Consider the following 18118-nt stretch of genomic DNA (forward strand, 5'->3'; position numbering starts at 1 on the left):
GGTTGGGACTTCAGAGGTTCTGGTCGATGAAGGCCATGAGTTCCTCTGGTGTTTTGGCGTCACTCGGGTCGTCCTCGTCCCGGTCCGTGCCGGGAACCTGGCGTCGGCCCCACTCGGTGAGGAGACCGGTGAGCCGTCGCGTCACGAAGGCGTGGTCCGTGCTGTCGGGCGGGGAAGCGAGGGCCGCTTCCAGACGGTCGATCTCCTCGAGCAGCGGAGTCCGAGCGCCCGGCAGCTGCCCGTCGAGGTGCGCGGCGAGCGCCTCCGACGAGGGATGGTCGAACACGAGCGTTGCCGGCAGCACCAGACCGGTGAGCGCGCCGAGCCGGCTCCTCAACTCGACGGCGGTGAGCGAGTCGAAGCCCAAGTCGGTGAGGCTCCTGCCGGGGTCGAGTACCGCGGCCGAAGCGTGACCGAGGATCGCCGCGACCTCGCTGAGTACTACCTCGAGCAGGGCAGCCCTGCGCTTGTCGCTGCTCAGCCGACCGATCCGATCCCGCAGTGGGACAGGTGCCGCGGACGGTGCGACCGCAGGCAAGAAGCCGCGCAGCACGGACGGGGTGGTGTCATTCGACTGCAGCGTCGCCCTGTTGATGACCAGCGGAACCACCAGTGCGTCGTTGGAACCCAGTGCCGCGTCGAACATCGCGAGCCCCTGAGCCGCCCCGATCGGCAGCACTCCCGTCCGTGCGAGCCGACGGCGGTCGGCTTCACCCAGCTCGCTGGCCATGCCGTCGGCGAGGTCCCACAGGCCCCAGGCCATGGACACCGCAGGCTGCCCTTGGGCCCGTCGCAGCTCGGCCAGTGCGTCCAGAAAGGCGTTCGCCGCCGCGTAGTTGGCCTGTCCGGCCGAGCCAAGCGTGCCGGCAGCGGAGGAGAACAGTACGAAGGCGTCGAGGTCCTTCGTCAGCTCGTGCAGGTGCCAAGCCGCGTTGGCCTTCGGCGCGAAGACGGTCTCGAGGTGCCGGGAGGACTGCCCGGCGAGCGTCGCGTCGTCCACGACACCCGCGCAGTGCACCACGGCCGACGGAGGCGTCGAGGCGATGACGTCGGCGAGCGCCTGCCGGTCGGAGACATCACACGCGGCGAACTCGACGGTCGCGCCGAGCTCCCTTAGTTGGATGCCCAGTTCCGCCGCACCGGGCGCGGTCTCGCCACGACGGCTCACCAGCAGCAGCTCCCGTACGCCGCACGCCTCCACGAGGTGCCGGGCGACCAGGCGGCCGAGCGCACCGGATGCTCCCGTCACCAGCACCGGTCCGTCGCCCCACGGACTGTCGGTCTCCGCGGCCTGCACGGCACGCACCAGACGCGGAACCACGGCGCGGCCGTCCCGGAACGCCACCTGCGGCTCCCCGGAAGCGATGACGGAGGCGAGATTTCCCGTCTCGCCGTTGTCGACGAGCACGACTCGGCCCGGGTGTTCGGCCTGTACGGAGCGCACCAGACCCCACACCGCCGCACCCGACAAGCGCAGTACGGGGTCCTCGGAGGTCGTCGCGCCTTCAGTGACGACCACGACCCGTGCCTGCTGGGCCAGGGCGTCGCGCACGGAGATGAGGGCGCGTTCTGCGGTCTTGCGTGCTGCCTCGGCGGGATCGCCCTCCACCAGCGAGTTCGGACGGACGTGCAGCACCACGACGTCAACCGGCATCGCCTCGATGGCGGGCAGCGTGACCGGCTGCCACTCGAGGTGGAGCAGGGGGCCTGAAGCCCGGCGCACATGCTCGCCGGACACCGGACGCGCCACGAGTGAGGTCACCGAGGCGACCGGCGCGCCGGAGGCGTCCGCCAGCTGAAGTGACCAGTCATCAGCACCGTGTCGGACGAGCCGCACACGGAGTTCCCCGGTGGCGGGCCGGAACAGGGATATACCGGTCCAGGAGAACGGCAGCACTGAGGCGTCCATGTCGGTCTCGACCCTGGTCGCGTGAAGTGCTGAATCCAGCAAGGCCGGATGCAGAAGGAACCCGTCCGTGGTCTCCAGCTCGATGACGGCGTACACCTCGTTGCCGCGCACCCATGCCTCGCGCAGCCCGCGGAACGCCGGGCCGTACGCGATGCCAGCCTCTGCCATCCGCTCGTAGAAGTGCGTCACGTCGACCGGGTCGGCTTCCGGAGGCCACGGCATCGGTTCGGAAGCCGAGGCCTCTGCCGAGAGCACTCCGGTCGCATGCCTCGCCCACGGCTCGTCCGTCTCTTCCGGGCGGGCGTACACGCTGAATGCACGGTGCCCGTCCTCCGGCTGCTCAAGCTCGACCCTCACCTGGGTCGGCTGTGCCTCGGACAGCACCAGTGGTGCCTCCAGGGTGAGTTCGGCGATGTGAGGGTGTCCGGTCTGCTGTCCGGCGTGCAGCGCGAGCTCGACGAAACCGGCACCGGGGAACAGGACCGCGCCGTGCACGGAGTGGTCGGCGAGCCAGGGCTGGGTGTGCGGCGACACCCAGCCGCTCAACACGGTTCGGTCGGACGACGCGAAGGTCAACGATGCAGGCAGGAGTGGGTGGTGTGTGGTGTCGAGTCCGGTGGTGGGGTGGCTGGGTGTTTCGGTGGAGTTGAGCCAGTAGTGGTGGTGTTGGAAGGGGTAGGTGGGGAGGGGTGTGGTGTGGGGGTGGGTGTGGTTGTAGTAGGTGGTCCAGTTGGGGTTGGTGCCTTGGGTGGTGAGGTGGGCGAGGGTGGTGGTGATGGTGTGGGTTTCGGGGTGTTTGTGGTGGAGGGTGGGGTGGGTGTTGGTGGGGAGGTGGGGGGTGAGTGTGGTGTTGGGGCCGATTTCGAGGTAGGTGGTGTGGTTTTGGTTGGTGAGGGTGGTGATGGCGTCGGCGAAGCGGACGGTGTTGCGGGCGTGTTGGATCCAGTAGTCGGGGGTGGCCATGGTGGTGGGGGTGATGGGTTGGCCGGTGAGGGTGGAGATGAGGGGGATGGTGGGTGGGTGGTAGGTGAGTTGTTCGAGGGTGGTGCGGAATTCGTTGAGGATGGGTTCCATGAGGGGGGAGTGGAAGGCGTGGGAGACGTGGAGTTGTTTGGTGTGGTGGCCTGTTTGGCGGGCTTGTTCGGTGATGGTGTTGACGGCTGTTTTGTCGCCGGAGATGACGAGGCTGGTGGGGCTGTTGATGGCGGCGATGGCGACGTTGTGGGTGTGGTTTTCGAGTAGGGGTTGTATTTGGTCTTCGGGGAGGTTGATGGATGCCATGGTGCCGTTGGGGGGGAGGGTTTGCATGAGGCGTGCGCGGGTGGTGATGAGGGTGGCGGCGTCGTTGAGGGTGAGGATGCCGGCGATGTGTGCGGCGCTGATTTCGCCGATGGAGTGGCCGGTGAGGGTGGTGGGGTGGATGCCCCAGGATTCCCAGAGTCGGTAGAGGGCGGTGTGGAGGGCGAAGAGGGCGGGTTGGGCGTATTGGGTTTGGTTGATGAGTTCGGGGTCGGTGTTGTTGGTGCCGAAGATGATGTCGTGGAGGGGGTGGGGGAGGTGGGGGTCGATGGCGGCGCAGGCGGTGTCGAAGGCGTCGGCGTAGGCGGGGTAGGTGTTGTAGAGCTGTTGGCCCATGGCGTGGCGTTGGGTGCCTTGGCCGGAGAAGATCATGGCGAGGCGGTTGTTGTCGGTGGCGCGGCCGGTGATGACGGTGGGGGCGGGCTCGTTGTTGGCGAGTGCGGTGAGTCCGGTGCGCAGGGTGTTGAGGGTGCTGCCGGTGATGACGGCGCGGTGTTCGAAGGTGGTGCGGGTGGTGGCCAGGGCGTAGGCGATGTCGAGGGGGTTGCTGTCGTCGGTGAGGTGGTTGGTGAGGCGTTGGGCTTGTTCGGTGAGTGCTTGAGGGGTCTTCGCGGACAGCACCCAAGGGACGGCAGCAGGCATGACCGGCACGGCAGCAGGTTCGACGGCGGGTTCGACGGCGGGTTCGGTCGGCTTGTTCGTGTCGGCCTCGGTGTTGTTGCTGTCGTCGGTGGGGGGTTGTTCGATGATGATGTGGGCGTTGGTGCCGCTGACGCCGAAGGAGGAGATGCCTGCCCGGCGGGGGTGGTTGGTGTCGGGCCAGGGCTGGTTTTCGGTGAGGAGTTCGACGGCGCCGGTGGTCCAGTCGACTTCGGTGGTGGGCTGGTCGACGTGGAGGGTGCGGGGGAGGACGCCGTGGTGCATGGCCTGGACCATTTTGATGATGCCGGCGGCGCCGGCGGCGGCTTGGGTGTGGCCGATGTTCGATTTCACCGATCCGAGCCAGAGGGGTGTTTCGCGGTTTTGGCCGTAGGTGGCGAGGAGTGCTTGGGCTTCGATGGGGTCGCCGAGGCGGGTGCCGGTTCCGTGGGCTTCGACGGCGTCGATGTCCGCCGGGGTGAGGCCGGCGTTGGCGAGTGCCTGCTGGATGACGCGTTGCTGGGAGGGGCCGTTGGGTGCGGTGAGTCCGTTGGAGGCGCCGTCCTGGTTCACGGCGGAACCCCGCATTACGGCGAGGACGGGGTGGCCGTTTCGGCGGGCGTCGGACAGCCGCTCGAGGAGGAGGAGTCCTATGCCTTCGCCCCAGCCGGTGCCGTCGGCGGAGTCGGAGAAGGCCTTGCACCGTCCGTCCGCCGAAAGTCCGCGTTGGCGGCTGAACTCCACGAAGGGAGTCGGGGTGGACATGACGGTGACGCCGCCGGCGAGGGCCATGGTGCATTCGCCGTTGCGCAGGGCCTGCGCTGCCAGGTGCGTCGCTACCAGCGACGAGGAGCAGGCGGTGTCAACGGTGACCGCCGGGCCCTCCAGCCCAAGGGCGTACGCCACTCGACCGGAAGCCACGCTGCCCGCGCTGCCGTTGATGATGTAGCCCTCGAGGTCGGCCGGGACGTTGGTGAGGCGGGCGCCGTAGTCGTGGTACATCACACCCGCGAAGACACCGGTTCGGCTCCCGCGCAAGGTTGCCGGGTCGATTCCAGAGCGTTCGAAGGTTTCCCAAGCGGTCTCCAGCAGCAGCCGCTGCTGGGGGTCCATGGCGAGCGCCTCGCGGGGCGAGATGCCGAAGAAGTCGGCGTCGAACTCCGCGGCGTCGTAGAGGAACGCGCCTTGGGCCGTGCTGAACGTTCCCGGACGCCGGGATTGCGGGTCGTACAGCTCGTCCAGGTCCCAGCCGCGGTCGGTCGGCATGTGAGCCACCGCGTCATCACCATTGACGACGAGCTGCCAGAACGCTTCGGGTGAGTCGGCGCCACCGGGGTACCGGCAGGCCGTGCCCACGATGACGATCGGGTCGTCGTCCTCTGCGGCGATCACATCGAAGGCGGGGCCGGTCTCCGAGCGCCCGTATATCTCCTCTTCGAGGCGGCGGGCGAGCGCGAGCGGCGTGGGGTGGTCGAACACGATCGTGGCGGGCAGGCGCAGGCCGGTGGCGTTCTTCAGTTGGTTGCGCAGTTCGACCGCAGCGAGCGAATCGAAGCCGAGATCCCGGAACGCCTTGGAGAGGGGTACAGCTTCCGACGTGGCGAAGCCGAGTACCGTGGCCGCTCGCGACCTGACGAGTTCGGTCAGCACATCGGCCCGGCGGTCGGCGGGTACGTCGGCGAACGGACGGGTGTCCGCTTGCGCGGCGGTGGCGCGCCGCACCGGTGTCCTGACGAGGTCGCGCAGCAAGGAGGGAACGGAGCGTGCCGCGGCGTTGAGCGACGCCGTGTCCAGCCGCAGCGGCATCAGCGCGGCACCCTGCTGTCCGGTGCAGGCGGAGTCGAACAGGGCGAGGGCCTGCTCGGTCGGCAGCGCACCGATTCCCATGCCCGCGAGGCGGTGCAGGTCGGTGCCGGTGAGCCCGCCGGTGAGTGAGCTGCGCTCTTCCCACAGGCCCCAGGCGAGGGAAACGGCCGGCATCCCAAGGCTCCGACGGTATCCGGCGAGCGCGTCGAGGAAGGCATTGGCAGCGGCGTAGGAGGCCTGCCCCGCGGATCCGAGCACCCCGGCGGCGGAGGAGAAGAGGACGAAAGCGTCCAGGTCCTGGCTCTGAGTCAACTCGTGCAGGTTCAGAGCCGCGTCGGCCTTCGGCCGCATGACCTCATCGATCCGCTCGGGCGTGAGTGCCTCGACCGTCCCGTCGGAGAGTGCCGCCGCAGTGTGGATCACTGCGCTCAGGGCGTGCACGGCCGGTACGCGGTCGAGCACGCTCTTCAGCTGCTCCCGGTCGGCCGCGTCGCAGGCGACGATCTGCAGCTGGGCGCCGTACGCCCGCAGCTCTGCGAGAAGCTCATCGCTGCCTTCCGCCTCCGGACCCTGCCTGCTGATCAGCAGCAGGTGCCGAACGCTGTGGCGGCGTACGAGATGCCGGGCGATCCGGCGGCCCAGCGTGCCGGTGCCGCCGGTGACGAGAACAGTGCCGTCCGGGCGGAACACCGCGTCACCCGTGTCGGCAGCCTCCGTGCGCGCCAGCCGGGGAACCAACACCCGGCCCCTCCTCAACGCGATCTGCGGTTCACCGCTCGCCACGGCGGTCGGCAGCATCTGCGCGGAGTCCGCCGTGTCGTCGACATCCGCGAGGACGAAGCGGCCGGGGTGCTCGCTCTGAGCGGAGCGGACCAGTCCCCAGACGGTCGCGTGGTGGGCCCGGACCTCCTCATCCGGGGTCGTCTGCATGGCGCCGCGCGTGACGAAGACGAGTTGCGCATCATCGAACCGCGGCTCGGCGAGCCATCCCTGCACCAGTTCCAGCGCGAGCCGGGCTTCGGCTCGGGCGTTGGCCGAAGAGGGAGTGCCATGACCAGTGCCGAGCCGCGCGCATACGAGTGCCGGAAGGGGGTCGGGCAGCTGGCTCAGGTCCGCCGCTTGCCGGATCTCGGCGTACGGAACCTCCTCCGCCGGCCCCTCCACCGCGGGGCTGACCGGGTTCCACCGGACGTGCAGCAGCGCGTCACGCCGTCCGAGCCGCGCGAGTCGGGTCAGGTCCAGCGGTCGCAGCACCAGATGCTCGGCCTCGGCGACCGGTCGTCCCTCGGCGTCGGTGATCAACAGCCGTGCTTGGTCGGGGCTGGTGCGGGTGAGGCGGACCCGGACCGTGCGGGCGCCGGTGGTGTGGACGATGAAGTTCCGCCATGCGAACGGCAGAACCGGCGGGGCATCACTGGCCGTCAGCAGCACGGTCTGCGCCGCTGCATCGAGCAGCGCGGGGTGGAGCCGGAAGCGGTCGACGTCCGCCCCCTCCGGCAGCGTCACCTCCGCGACGATGTGCTCCGCCGATTCCCAGGCGGCGCGCAGGCCCTGGAAGGCGGGGCCGTAGGAGTAGCCGCGCTCGGCGAACCGCTCGTAGACGGTGTCCAGCGGGATCGACGTGGCACCCGCGGGAGGCCACACCTCGGGCTCGACCGGTCGCGGTGCCGGGTCGGCCAGCAGCGTGCCGGTGGCGTGGAGGGTCCACGAGTCGCTGTCGAGTACGTCCTCGGGGCGCGCGTAGATGTTCACCGCGTAGCCGGACTCGGCCGTCTCGAGGTGTACCTGAAGCTGGACCCCTCCCTCGTCGGGCAGGGCCAGCGGTGCCGTGAACGTGAGCTCGTCGACGACGGCGCAGCCGACCTCGTCACCGGCCCGCACCGCCATCTCGAGGAACGCCGTGCCGGGCATCAGCAGGACTCCGGCCACGGCGTGCTCGGCCAGCCAGGGGTGGGTGTGCAGCGAGACCCTGCCGGTCAGGAGCACGCCCGGTCGGCTGGCGTCGTCGACCCGCGCGGTCAGCAGCGGATGGTCCAGCGCCGCCTGTCCTGCCGCCACCGGGTCGGATGCCCCGTCTCGCTGTCCGTCGAGCCAGTAGTGGTGGTGTTGGAAGGGGTAGGTGGGGAGGGGGGTGTGGGTGGTGTGGGTGGTGTGGTGGGGGAGGTGGGTGGTCCAGGTGATGGGGAGGCCGTGGGTCCAGGCTTGGGCGGCGGAGGTGAGGAGTCGGGTGTGGGTGCCGTCGTGGCGGCGGAGGGTGCCTTGGACGTGGGCGGTGTCGGAGGTTTCTTGGATGGGGGCGGTGAGGACGGGGTGGGGGCTGGGTTCGATGTAGGTGGTGTGGCCGTGGGTGAGGAGGGTTTGGATGGTGGGGTGGAAGCGGACGGTGTTGCGGAGGTTTTGGTACCAGTAGTCGGGGGTGAGGTCGGTGCCGTTGAGGGGGGTGGCGGTGACGGTGGAGTAGAAGGTGGTGTGGCCTTGGTGGGGGGTGATGGGGGTGAGGGCTTGGTGGAGTTGGGTTTTGATGGTTTCGACGGCGGTGGTGTGGGAGGCGTAGTCGACGGGGATGCGGCGGAGGTGGGTGCCGTTGTTTTCGAGGGTGGTGAGGAGGTTTTCGAGGTCGTGTGGTGGGCCGGCGATGACGGTGGTGTTGGGGCCGTTGAGGGCTGCGATGTCGAGGGTGGGGTGGTGGGTGAGGTGGGTGTGGAGGGTGTCGGCGGGGAGGGAGATGGAGGCCATGGCGCCCTTGCCGGCGAGGTGTTGGGCGATGATTTGGCTGCGGAGGGCGACGATGCGGGCGCCGTCGGTGGGGGTGAGGATGCCGGCGACGCAGGCGGCGGCGATTTCTCCTTGGGAGTGGCCGATGACGGCGTCGGGGTGGATGCCCATGGCGTGCCAGGTGTCGGCGAGGGCGATCATGACGGCCCAGAGGGCGGGTTGGACGATGTCGACGCGGTCGAGGCTTGGAGCGTTGGGTTCGCCGCGTAGTACGTCGGTGAGGGACCAGTCGATGTAGGGGGCGAGGGCGTCGGCGCTGCGGGCGATTGATTCGGCGAAGACGGTTGAGGTGTTGAGGAGTTCGGTGGCCATGCCTTCCCATTGGGAGCCTTGGCCGGGGAAGACGAAGACGGTTTTGCCGGTGGGTTCTGCGGTGTCCTGGATGGTGGGGGTGGTGAGTCCGGTGCGCAGGGTGTCGAGGGTGCTGCCGATGATGACGGCGCGGTGTTCGAAGGTGGCGCGGGTGGTGGCCAGGGCGTAGGCGATGTCGAGGGGGTTGCTGTCGTCGGTGAGGTGGTTGGTGAGGCGTTGGGCTTGTTCGGTGAGTGCTTGGGGCGTCTTCGCGGACAGCACCCAGGGCACCACGGGCAGGGTGGTCGGTGTGGTGGGGGTGCTGGTGTCAGCTTCTTCGGTGTCGTCGGTGGGGGGTTGTTCGATGATGATGTGGGCGTTGGTGCCGCTGACGCCGAAGGAGGAGATGCCTGCCCGGCGGGGGTGGTTGGTGTCGGGCCAGGGCTGGTTTTCGGTGAGGAGTTCGACGGCGCCGGTGGTCCAGTCGACTTCGGTGGTGGGCTGGTCGACGTGGAGGGTGCGGGGGAGGACGCCGTGGTGCATGGCCTGGACCATTTTGATGATGCCGGCGGCGCCGGCGGCGGCTTGGGTGTGGCCGATGTTCGATTTCACCGATCCGAGCCAGAGGGGTGTTTCGCGGTTTTGGCCGTAGGTGGCGAGGAGTGCTTGGGCTTCGATGGGGTCGCCGAGGCGGGTGCCGGTTCCGTGGGCTTCGACGGCGTCGATGTCCGCCGGGGTGAGGCCGGCGTTGGCGAGTGCCTGCTGGATGACGCGTTGCTGGGAGGGGCCGTTGGGTGCGGTGAGTCCGTTGGAGGCGCCGTCCTGGTTCACGGCGGATCCCCGCATTACGGCGAGGACGGGGTGGCCGTTTCGGCGGGCGTCGGACAGCCGCTCGAGGAGGATCAGGCCCACGCCCTCGCCGGCGCCGAAACCGTCAGCCTCATGGGCGAATGCCTTGCACCGGCCGTCCGTGGACAGTCCCTGCTGCCGGCTGAACTCGGAGAACATGTGCGGTGTCGCCATGAGCGCCACACCACCTGCCAGGGCCATGGTGCACTCGCCGCGCCGCAGCGCCTCGGCGGCGAGGTGCGTCGCGACGAGGGAGGAGGAGCAAGCGGTGTCAATGGTGATCGCCGGCCCCTCCAGACCGAAGGTGTAGGCGATCCGGCCGGAGGCGACACTGGCGGTTGCGCCGGTGAGGAGGTAACCCTCGAGTTCCTGCGGCGGCTGGGCGACCCGGCCCTGGTAGTCCTGGTAGGACAGTCCGACGAACACCCCGGTCTTGCTGCCGCCCAGGTCCTGCGGGTTGATCCCGGCGTGTTCGAAGGTTTCCCAGGAGGTTTCCAGCAACAGCCGCTGCTGGGGGTCCATCGCCAGCGCCTCGCGCGGCGAGATGCCGAAGAACTCGGCGTCGAAGTCCGCCATATCGTGGAGAAAGGCGCCCCGGCGGGTCGCCGTCGACAGTCGATCGAGGTCCCAGCCGCGGTCGGTCGGGAAGTCGCCCACTGCGTCACCGCCGTTGGCGACGAACTTCCACAACCCGTCGGGCGAGAACACCTGGCCGGGGTAGCGGCAGGCCATTCCGACGACAACGACGAGGTCGTCGTGATCGGCGACGGCCACTGCGGCAGCCTGGGAGTCCGCTTCCTGGTCGCCGAGCAGTTCAGAAGTCAGGAAGCGCGCGACCGCGGCCGGGGCCGGGTAGTCGAAGACCAGGCTGGACGGAAGCCGTATACCGGTCTCGGCCTGGAGGCGGTTGCGCAGTTCGACGCCGGTGAGCGAGTCGAAACCGATGTCGCGGAACGGCCTTCCGGCGTCGATGCGCGCGGCGTCGGGGTGCCCGAGGACGGCCGCCACCTGGGCAAGGACCAGGTCGAGAACGGTCGCCGACCGCTGGGGGGCGGGGACCGAACGGAGCCTGGCGGCCAGCGGTATCTCGGTGGAGTCGCCGCTTTCCGGGGCCGCCAGGGCGAGGACCTCGGGCAGGTCCTCGATGAGCGGACGCCTGCGGGCCTCGGTGTAGGCGAGCCGGAAGCGGTCCCACTGGAAGGGGGAGACCATGACCGTCGCGCGTGGTTCGGTTCCGGGCCGGAAGAGGACGGCGAGCGCTTGGTCCGGGTCCAGGGTGGGTACTCCGTGGCGGCCGAGCCGCTCCTCGACCGCGCCGATCGCCGCCATGCCGTCGCCGGCCCACGGGCCCCAGGCGTAGGAGGTCGCGGGCAGGCCGAGAGCCCGCCGGTGGTCGGCCAGAGCATCGAGGTAAGCGTTGCCGGGCGCGTAGTTGCCCTGGCCGGGGATGCCCAGGACACCGGAGAGGGATGAGAAGAGGATGAAGTCGTCGAGCTCCCGTTCGAGGGTGAGCTCGTGCAGGTGCCGTGCACCCTCGGCCTTGACCCGCAGGACCCGGTCGAGCTGGGGCAGGGTGAGGGAGTCGACGACGGCGTCGTCGAGTGTGCCCGCCGCGTGGATCACCGAGGTCACCGGGAACTCGTCGAGCAGCGCGGCGACCGAGTCGCGGTCACCGACGTCGCAGGCGACGATGCTGACCTCCGCGCCGAGCGCGCGGATTTCGGCCGCGAGGGCGTCGGCACCGGGGGCGTCCGGGCCGCGCTGGCCGGCAAGTACGAGGTGGCGCGCTCCGTCGTGGGCCAAGGACCGGGCTACCTGGGCACCCAGTGCGCCGGTTCCGCCGGTGACCAGGACGGTGCCGCGCGACCGCGGGTTCCCGGGCACCGTGGGGGAGGAATGGACGATCCGGCGTGCGTAGGTGCCGGACTCGCGGATCGCAAGCTGGTCTTCCTGCCGCTGGGCCAGGACGGCGAGGACTCGGGCGACGGACTGGGCGTCCGGTTCGGCCGGGACGTCAAGCAGGCCTCCCCACCGCTCCGGCTGCTCCAGTGACACGACCCTGCCGAGCCCCCACACCTGATGCTGGGCGGGTTCGCGGGCGGCGTCCGTCCCGCCCACGCCGATCGCGCCGGACGTCACCGTCCACAGCGGTGTGTTCAAACCGGCATCGGTGAGGGCCTGGATCAGCGTCAGCGTTCCGGCGGTGCCGCGCGGCACGGCGGGGTGTTCCGGGTGCGGTGCCGCGTCGAACGCCAATAGGGACAGCACACCGTCGACGTCCGGAAGGTGGCTGCACACAGTCATCCGGTCGAAGCCGTCGAGACGGTACTCGACGATGTCGACGCCCGCCGCGGCCAGTGCCTTCACCAGTGCTTGGCCCCACGGCAGATCATCGGCCTCGGGCAGGACGACCAGCCACCTTCCACCGGGTACCCCGGATTTCAGGGTTGGCAGTGGCTTCCACTCCACCGAGTAGCGCAGCCCGTCGAGCCGGGTGGTCTCCCGGCGGAGGTCGCGCCACTGGGCCATCGCCGGCAGGGCCTGGGCGAGCCACTCCGGCCGTTCCCCGTCGATGCCGAGCACGGATGCCAGCGCGGTCTCGTCCGCGGCGTCCACGGCGTCCCAGAAGCCGTCGTCCTCCGCCGGTGCAGCCGGGGGCTGCGCCGGTTCGTGCCAGAACCGGACGCGGTCGAACGGATAGGTGGGCAGTGTGAGGCGACGCCCCCCCGGGAAGGCCGTGCTCCAGTCGACGGCCACACCACGGGTCCAGGCCTCGGCGGCGGAGAAGAACAGCCGAGTGAGCGAACCCTCGCCGCGCCGCAGCGTCCCGAAACTGGCGACCGTGGCTTCGAGGTCCTCGGCGGTCTCCTGAACGGCGGCGGTAAGCACGGGGTGCGCACTGGGTTCGACGAACGTGCTGTGGTGTTCCAGCAGCGCTTGGAGCGTTGGGTGGAACAGGACCGGCTGGCGCAGGTTGCGGTGCCAGTACTCCGCCGTCAGCTCGGGGCCGTCGAGGCGGGTACCGGTGACAGTGGAGTGGAACGCGATGCGGCCCGGGCGCGGGCTGATCGGCGCGAGTGCCGCCAGGAGCTCCTCCTGGATGGCGTCCACGTGCGCGGAGTGCGAGGCGTAGTCGACCGGGATGCGGCGGACGCGCGCGTCCAACGTGGGCAGGAAGCGGTCCAGCGCGTCGGCCGGTCCGCTGACCACGGTGGTCCGAGGGCCGTTCAGCGCCGCGACGCTGATCTCGGGGTGTTCGGCGAGCAGCTCGTACAGAGTGCCGGCGGGAAGAGCGACGGATGCCATGCCGCCCTTGCCTGCGAGGTGGCGGGCGATGATCTGGCTGCGCAGGGCGACGACCCGGGCGCCGTCGTCGAGGCTGAGAACGCCTGCCACGCACGCGGCGGCGAGTTCGCCCTGGGAGTGCCCTATCACGGCGGACGGACGGACCCCGAGGGCGGTCCAGGTGTCGGCGAGGGCGATCATGACGGCCCAGAGAGCGGGCTGCACGACGTCGACGCGGTCGAGCTCCGGCGCGCCGGGCGCACCGCGCAGCACCTCGATCAGAGACCAGTCGACGAACGGAGCGAGGGCGTCGGCACAGCGGCCGATCGATTCGGCGAATACGGTCGAGGTGTCGAGAAGTTCGGCTGCCATGCCCTCCCACTGGGAGCCCTGCCCCGGGAAGACGAAGACGGCCTTGCCCGCCGGTGCCGCACTGCCCTGCAGCAGCCCGGCACCCGGCCGGCCGGCTCCCAGCGCTGCAAGCAAGTCCATGCGGCTCGCGCGGTCGCCTGTGACGGCCGCGCGAACGTCGAAGCCGTGACGGGTGGTCGCGAGGGAGAACGAGACGTCCGCGCTTTGCGCCTCGGGCCGCGCGGTGAGGTGCTCGTGCAGACGCCGAGCCTGTTCGCGGAGTGCGGTTTCGCTGTGTGCGGACAGGAGCCACGGCGCCGCGTCGTCGCCGCCTTGGTCGGTGCGCAGCGCCGCCTCGTCGACGGTCTCCTCGGGGGCCTGCTCCAGTACGACGTGGGCGTTGGTGCCACTGATGCCGAAGGAGGAGACACCGGCCCGGCGCGGCCGGCCGCTGTCCGGCCACGGGATGGTCTCGGTGAGGAGCTCGACCGCTCCGCTGGCCCAGTCGACGTGGGGAGTGGGCTCGTCGACGTGCAGAGTACGGGGCAGCACACCGTGCCGCATCGCCATGATCATCTTGATCACGCCGCCGATCCCCGCCGCCGCCTGGGTGTGGCCGATGTTGGACTTCAGGGATCCCAGCCACAGCGGCGTCTCGCGGTCCTGGCCGTAGGTGGCCAGCAGCGCCTGCGCCTCGATGGGGTCCCCGAGCCGGGTGCCGGTGCCGTGCGCCTCCACCGCATCGACGTCGGACGGCTTCAGCCCGGCGTTGCTCAGGGCCTGCTGGAGGACGCGCTGCTGCGCGCTGCCGCTCGGAGCGGTGAGACCGTTGGAAGCGCCGTCCTGGTTGATGGCCGAGCCACGGATCACGGCGAGCACGGGGTGGCCCTTGAGGCGGGCCTCGGAGAGGCGCTCGAGCATGACGACGCCGACACCCTCGCCCCAGCCGGTGCCGTCGGCGGAACCGGAGAAGGCCTTGCACCGGCCGTCCACCGACAGCCCGCCCTGCTTGCTGAACTCGACGAACAGCCCCGGTGACGACATCACCGTCGCACCACCGGCGAGGGCCATCGTGCACTCCCCGTCCAGCAGTGCGCGGACGGCGAGATGCAGCGCCACGAGCGACGAGGAGCACGCGGTGTCCACCGTGACGGCCTGCCCCTCCAGTCCGAACGCGTAGGCCACCCGACCGGACGCCACGCTGGAGGTGTTGCCCGTGAGGCGGTAACCGTCGGTGCCGTCCGAGGATTCGTACAGTCGTGCGCCGTACTCCTGGGCCATGACGCCGACGAACACCCCCGTGTTGCTTGCGCGCAGGGTCTTGGGGTCGATCCCGGCGTTTTCGACCGCCTCCCAGGAGGTCTCCAGGAGGAGCCTCTGCTGAGGGTCCATCGCCAGTGCTTCGCGGGGCGAGACACCGAAGAAGTCGGCGTCGAACTCAGCGGCGTCGTAGAGGAAGCCCCCGCGGAACGTGGCGGTGGAGTCAGCGTCGAGGTGCCAGCCGCGGTCGGTCGGGAAGTCGCCGATCGCGTCGTGCTCGGCGGCGACCAGCCGCCACAGCCCGTCGGCCGACTTGATTTCCCCCGGGTAACGACACGCCATGCCGACGACGGCCACCGGGTCGTCCGCCGCGGACACGGAGTTCGTCACGGACCGGCGGACCGGCCGGGGCGTCACCGGCACCGGCCTGCCGTGCACCTGGAGCTCCAGGTGCACGGCCAGCGCCCGCGGCGTCGGGTGGTCGAAGACGGCGGTGGGCGGCAGCGGCACGCCCGTCGCCGCGGTGAGCTCCACGCACAGGGCTGCCCCGACGACCGAGGTCATGCCCTGTTCCCGGAACGGGACGGTGTCGCGGACCTCTGCCGGATCCCCGTGGCCCAGTGCCACGGCGGTGTACTGGCGCACCATGTCGAGCAGTACGTCCGGCAGTTCCTCGGCATCCGTCTCGCGCAGCTTCAGGGCGAGCGCGGTGGTGTCCTCCTCGACGGCGTCGGAGAGGGAGTCGAACCAGTGACTCCTGCGCTGGAAGGGGTACCCGGGCAGCCGGATGCGCCGGGCACCGGTGCCGGCGTAGAGCGTGGTCCAGTCGACGGGGACACCCTGCGTCCACGCCTCGCCGGCCGAGGCGAGCATGCGGGTGTGCGTACCCTCCTCCCTGCGCAGTGTGCCGATGACCGCGGCCGGGGCGCCCGCCGCCTCGGCGATCTCCTGGATCCTGACCGTCAGCACGGGATGCGGGCTGGGCTCGATGAAAGCATCGTGTTGCCGCAGCAGCGCCTCGATGGTGGGCTGGAACAGCACCGTCTGCCGCAAGTTGCGGTACCAGTACCCCGGTGTGAGTGCGGTGCCCTCCAGCTCGGTGCCCGTGACGGTCGAGTGGAATGGGATGTCGCCAGGGCGCGGGGTGATCGGCGCGAGCGCCTCTGCCAGCTCGGACTCCAGTGCCTCGACGTGTGCCGAGTGGGAGGCATAGTCCACCGGAACGCGGCGCACGCGCACCCGGACGTCCTGGCTCTCCAGAACGGCGAGCAGCCGGTCGAGCGGGCCCGACGGACCGCTGACCACCGTGGAACGCGGCCCGTTGTACGCGGCGAGGCTGATTTCCGGGTGATCGGTGAGGATCTCGCGCACGGTGTCGGCGGGCAGGCTGACCGAAGCCATCCCGCCCTTGCCCGCGAGGTGGCGGACGATGATCCGGCTGCGCAGGGCGACGATCCGCGCGCCGTCGCTCAACGACAGCATCCCTGCCACACAGGCGGCGGCGATCTCCCCCTGGGAGTGCCCGATGACGGCGGCGGGCCGTACGCCCATGCTGCGCCACACCTCGGACAACGAGACCATGACGGCCCACAGTGCGGGCTGGACGACGTCGACGCGCTCCAGCCCCGCATCCGGGCCCTCGCCGCGCAGCACGTCGTGCAGCGACCAGTTCACGAAGGGCGCCAGCGCCTCCTCGCACCGCCGGATGGCATCCACGAACACTGGTGAGGAGTCCAGCAGTGCGCCCGTCATGCCGACCCACTGCGAACCCTGGCCCGGGAATACGAACACCGGACCGCCGGTGGACGTCGCACGCCCGGTGCGCACCAGCTCCGACGGCTCGGCTGCCGCCAGCGCCGCCAGACCCGCCACGGCCCCGCCGAAGTCCACGCCGTCCGCGCCCAGCACCACGGCACGGTGCTCGTGCACCGACCTCGACGTGACCAGCGACCAACCAACGTCCAGCGGCCGCTCGAGCGGCGCTGCCGCGAGCCGGGCGGCCTGATCCCGCAGGGCTGCCGCGCTCGCTGCCGACAGCACCAGCGGTACCGGCCCGGCGGAGCGGGCCGGCTCGGGCTGCCCCGGGCTCGACGACCAGGCCGACAGGGTTACGTGGCAGTTCGTTCCGCCGACGCCGAACGAACTCACGCCGAAGAGCGCCGAGGTGTCCGGCACCGGCTCGACGGACGCCTGGACCCGGAGGTTCAGTTCCTGGAACGGGATGTTCTCGCTGGGCGTGTCGAATCCGGCGGTGGGAACGAACGTGCCCTTGTGGATGCACAGGGCGGTCTTGATCAGACCGGCGATGCCGGCCGCCGCTTCCAAGTGCCCGATGTTCGACTTGATCGAGCCGACGCGCAAAAAGTCGCCCGGCTCCCGGGCGGCTCCGATGACCTCGCCGAGCGCGGCGGCCTCGACCGGGTCGCCGGCCTTCGTCCCGGTGCCGTGCAGCTCAACATAGGAGACGGCGCCGGGGTCGGTGCCTCCCTGGCGGTGCGCGGCCCGGATCGCCTCGGCCTGGGCCTGCACCGTGGGCGTGGAGAGCTGGTCGCCACCGCCGTCGTTGTTGACCGCACTGCCGCGGATGACGCAGTAGATGTCGTCGCCGTCCGCGACCGCCGCCGCCAGCGGCTTCAAGATGACCGCGCCGCCGCCCTCGCCCTGCGCGAAGCCGTTCGCACGCTCGTCGAAGACATGGCAGCGTCCGTCGGGCGACAACGCGCCGAAGCGGAGCGCGGCGATCGAATGGTGCGGCGTCAGTCGCAGGGTGACGCCGCCGGCGATTGCGATGTCGCAGTCACCGCGGCGCAGGCTCTCCGCGGCCAGGTGGACCGCGAGGAGGGATGAGGACTGCCCCGTGTCCACCACGAGGCTGGGACCCTTTGCCTTGAGGAAGTACGACACGCGGTTGGCGATGATGCCGCGCAGCGAGCCGGTGAAGGTGTGCGGGGTGATCGCGTCCGGTGTCTGCGCGCGGACCAGCGACGCGTAGTCGTCGCTACTGACGCCGACGAAGACGCCGGCCCCACCGAACGAGGTGCGCGGGATCCCCGCGTCCTCCAGAGCATCCCAGCTGAGCTCGAGCAGAAGCCGCTGCTGAGGGTCCATCATGGCGGCCTCGCGCGGGGAGATGCCGAAGAAGCCGGCGTCGAATCCGGCGACGTCACCGAGGAAGGCACCCCGTCGGACGGTCCTGGCCTCCGTCTCGGTGAGTCCCGACAGCAGGGTCGAATCCCAGCGCCCCTCGGGAACCGGGGAGTCGACCGCTTCACCCGAGGTCAGCAACGACCACAGTGCCGCTGGGCCGTCGGCACCGGGGAGCCGGCAAGACAGTCCGACGACCGCGATGTCGCCCTCGCACGACCGTACCGAGGCTCCCTGCGACCGAGCGGCGGATTCCTCACTCCCCAATGACACTCTGTTCCCTCTTCCGCTTGCGAGATTGATGGCCGTGCGCGTCGTCACCGGAAGCTGATGGCGCTCTCCGGGCAGTTCGCGGCACAGCGCCGTACGGTCTGCTCCAGCTCGGCGGGCACAGGCCCGTCGAGCGTGACGACGCCGTAGCCGAGGTCGTCGCAGTCGAAGATGTCCGGGGCCAGGTCCATGCACCGCAGGTGGCCCTGGCACCGGTCGGTGTTCAGCTGGATGTACACG

Annotated in this window: 2 protein-coding genes; both read right to left on the minus strand. The window is 70.2% G+C overall.

What is annotated here, in order from left to right; genetic code table 11:
- Positions 1-10: 10 nt before the first annotated feature.
- A complete protein-coding gene (locus tag OG332_RS41705) occupies positions 11-17881 on the minus strand; it encodes a type I polyketide synthase (protein WP_442816297.1) in 17871 nt (5956 codons plus the stop codon).
- 44 nt (positions 17882-17925) lie between these two features.
- Positions 17926-18117 carry a ferredoxin gene (locus OG332_RS41710; RefSeq protein WP_327418328.1) on the minus strand — a complete coding sequence of 64 codons (192 nt, stop codon included), beginning with the start codon at positions 18115-18117 and terminating at the stop codon, positions 17926-17928.
- Position 18118 lies beyond the last annotated feature (1 nt).

The sequence above is a fragment of the Streptomyces sp. NBC_01233 genome (assembly GCF_035989305.1).
In the GTDB taxonomy this organism is placed as follows: domain Bacteria; phylum Actinomycetota; class Actinomycetes; order Streptomycetales; family Streptomycetaceae; genus Streptomyces.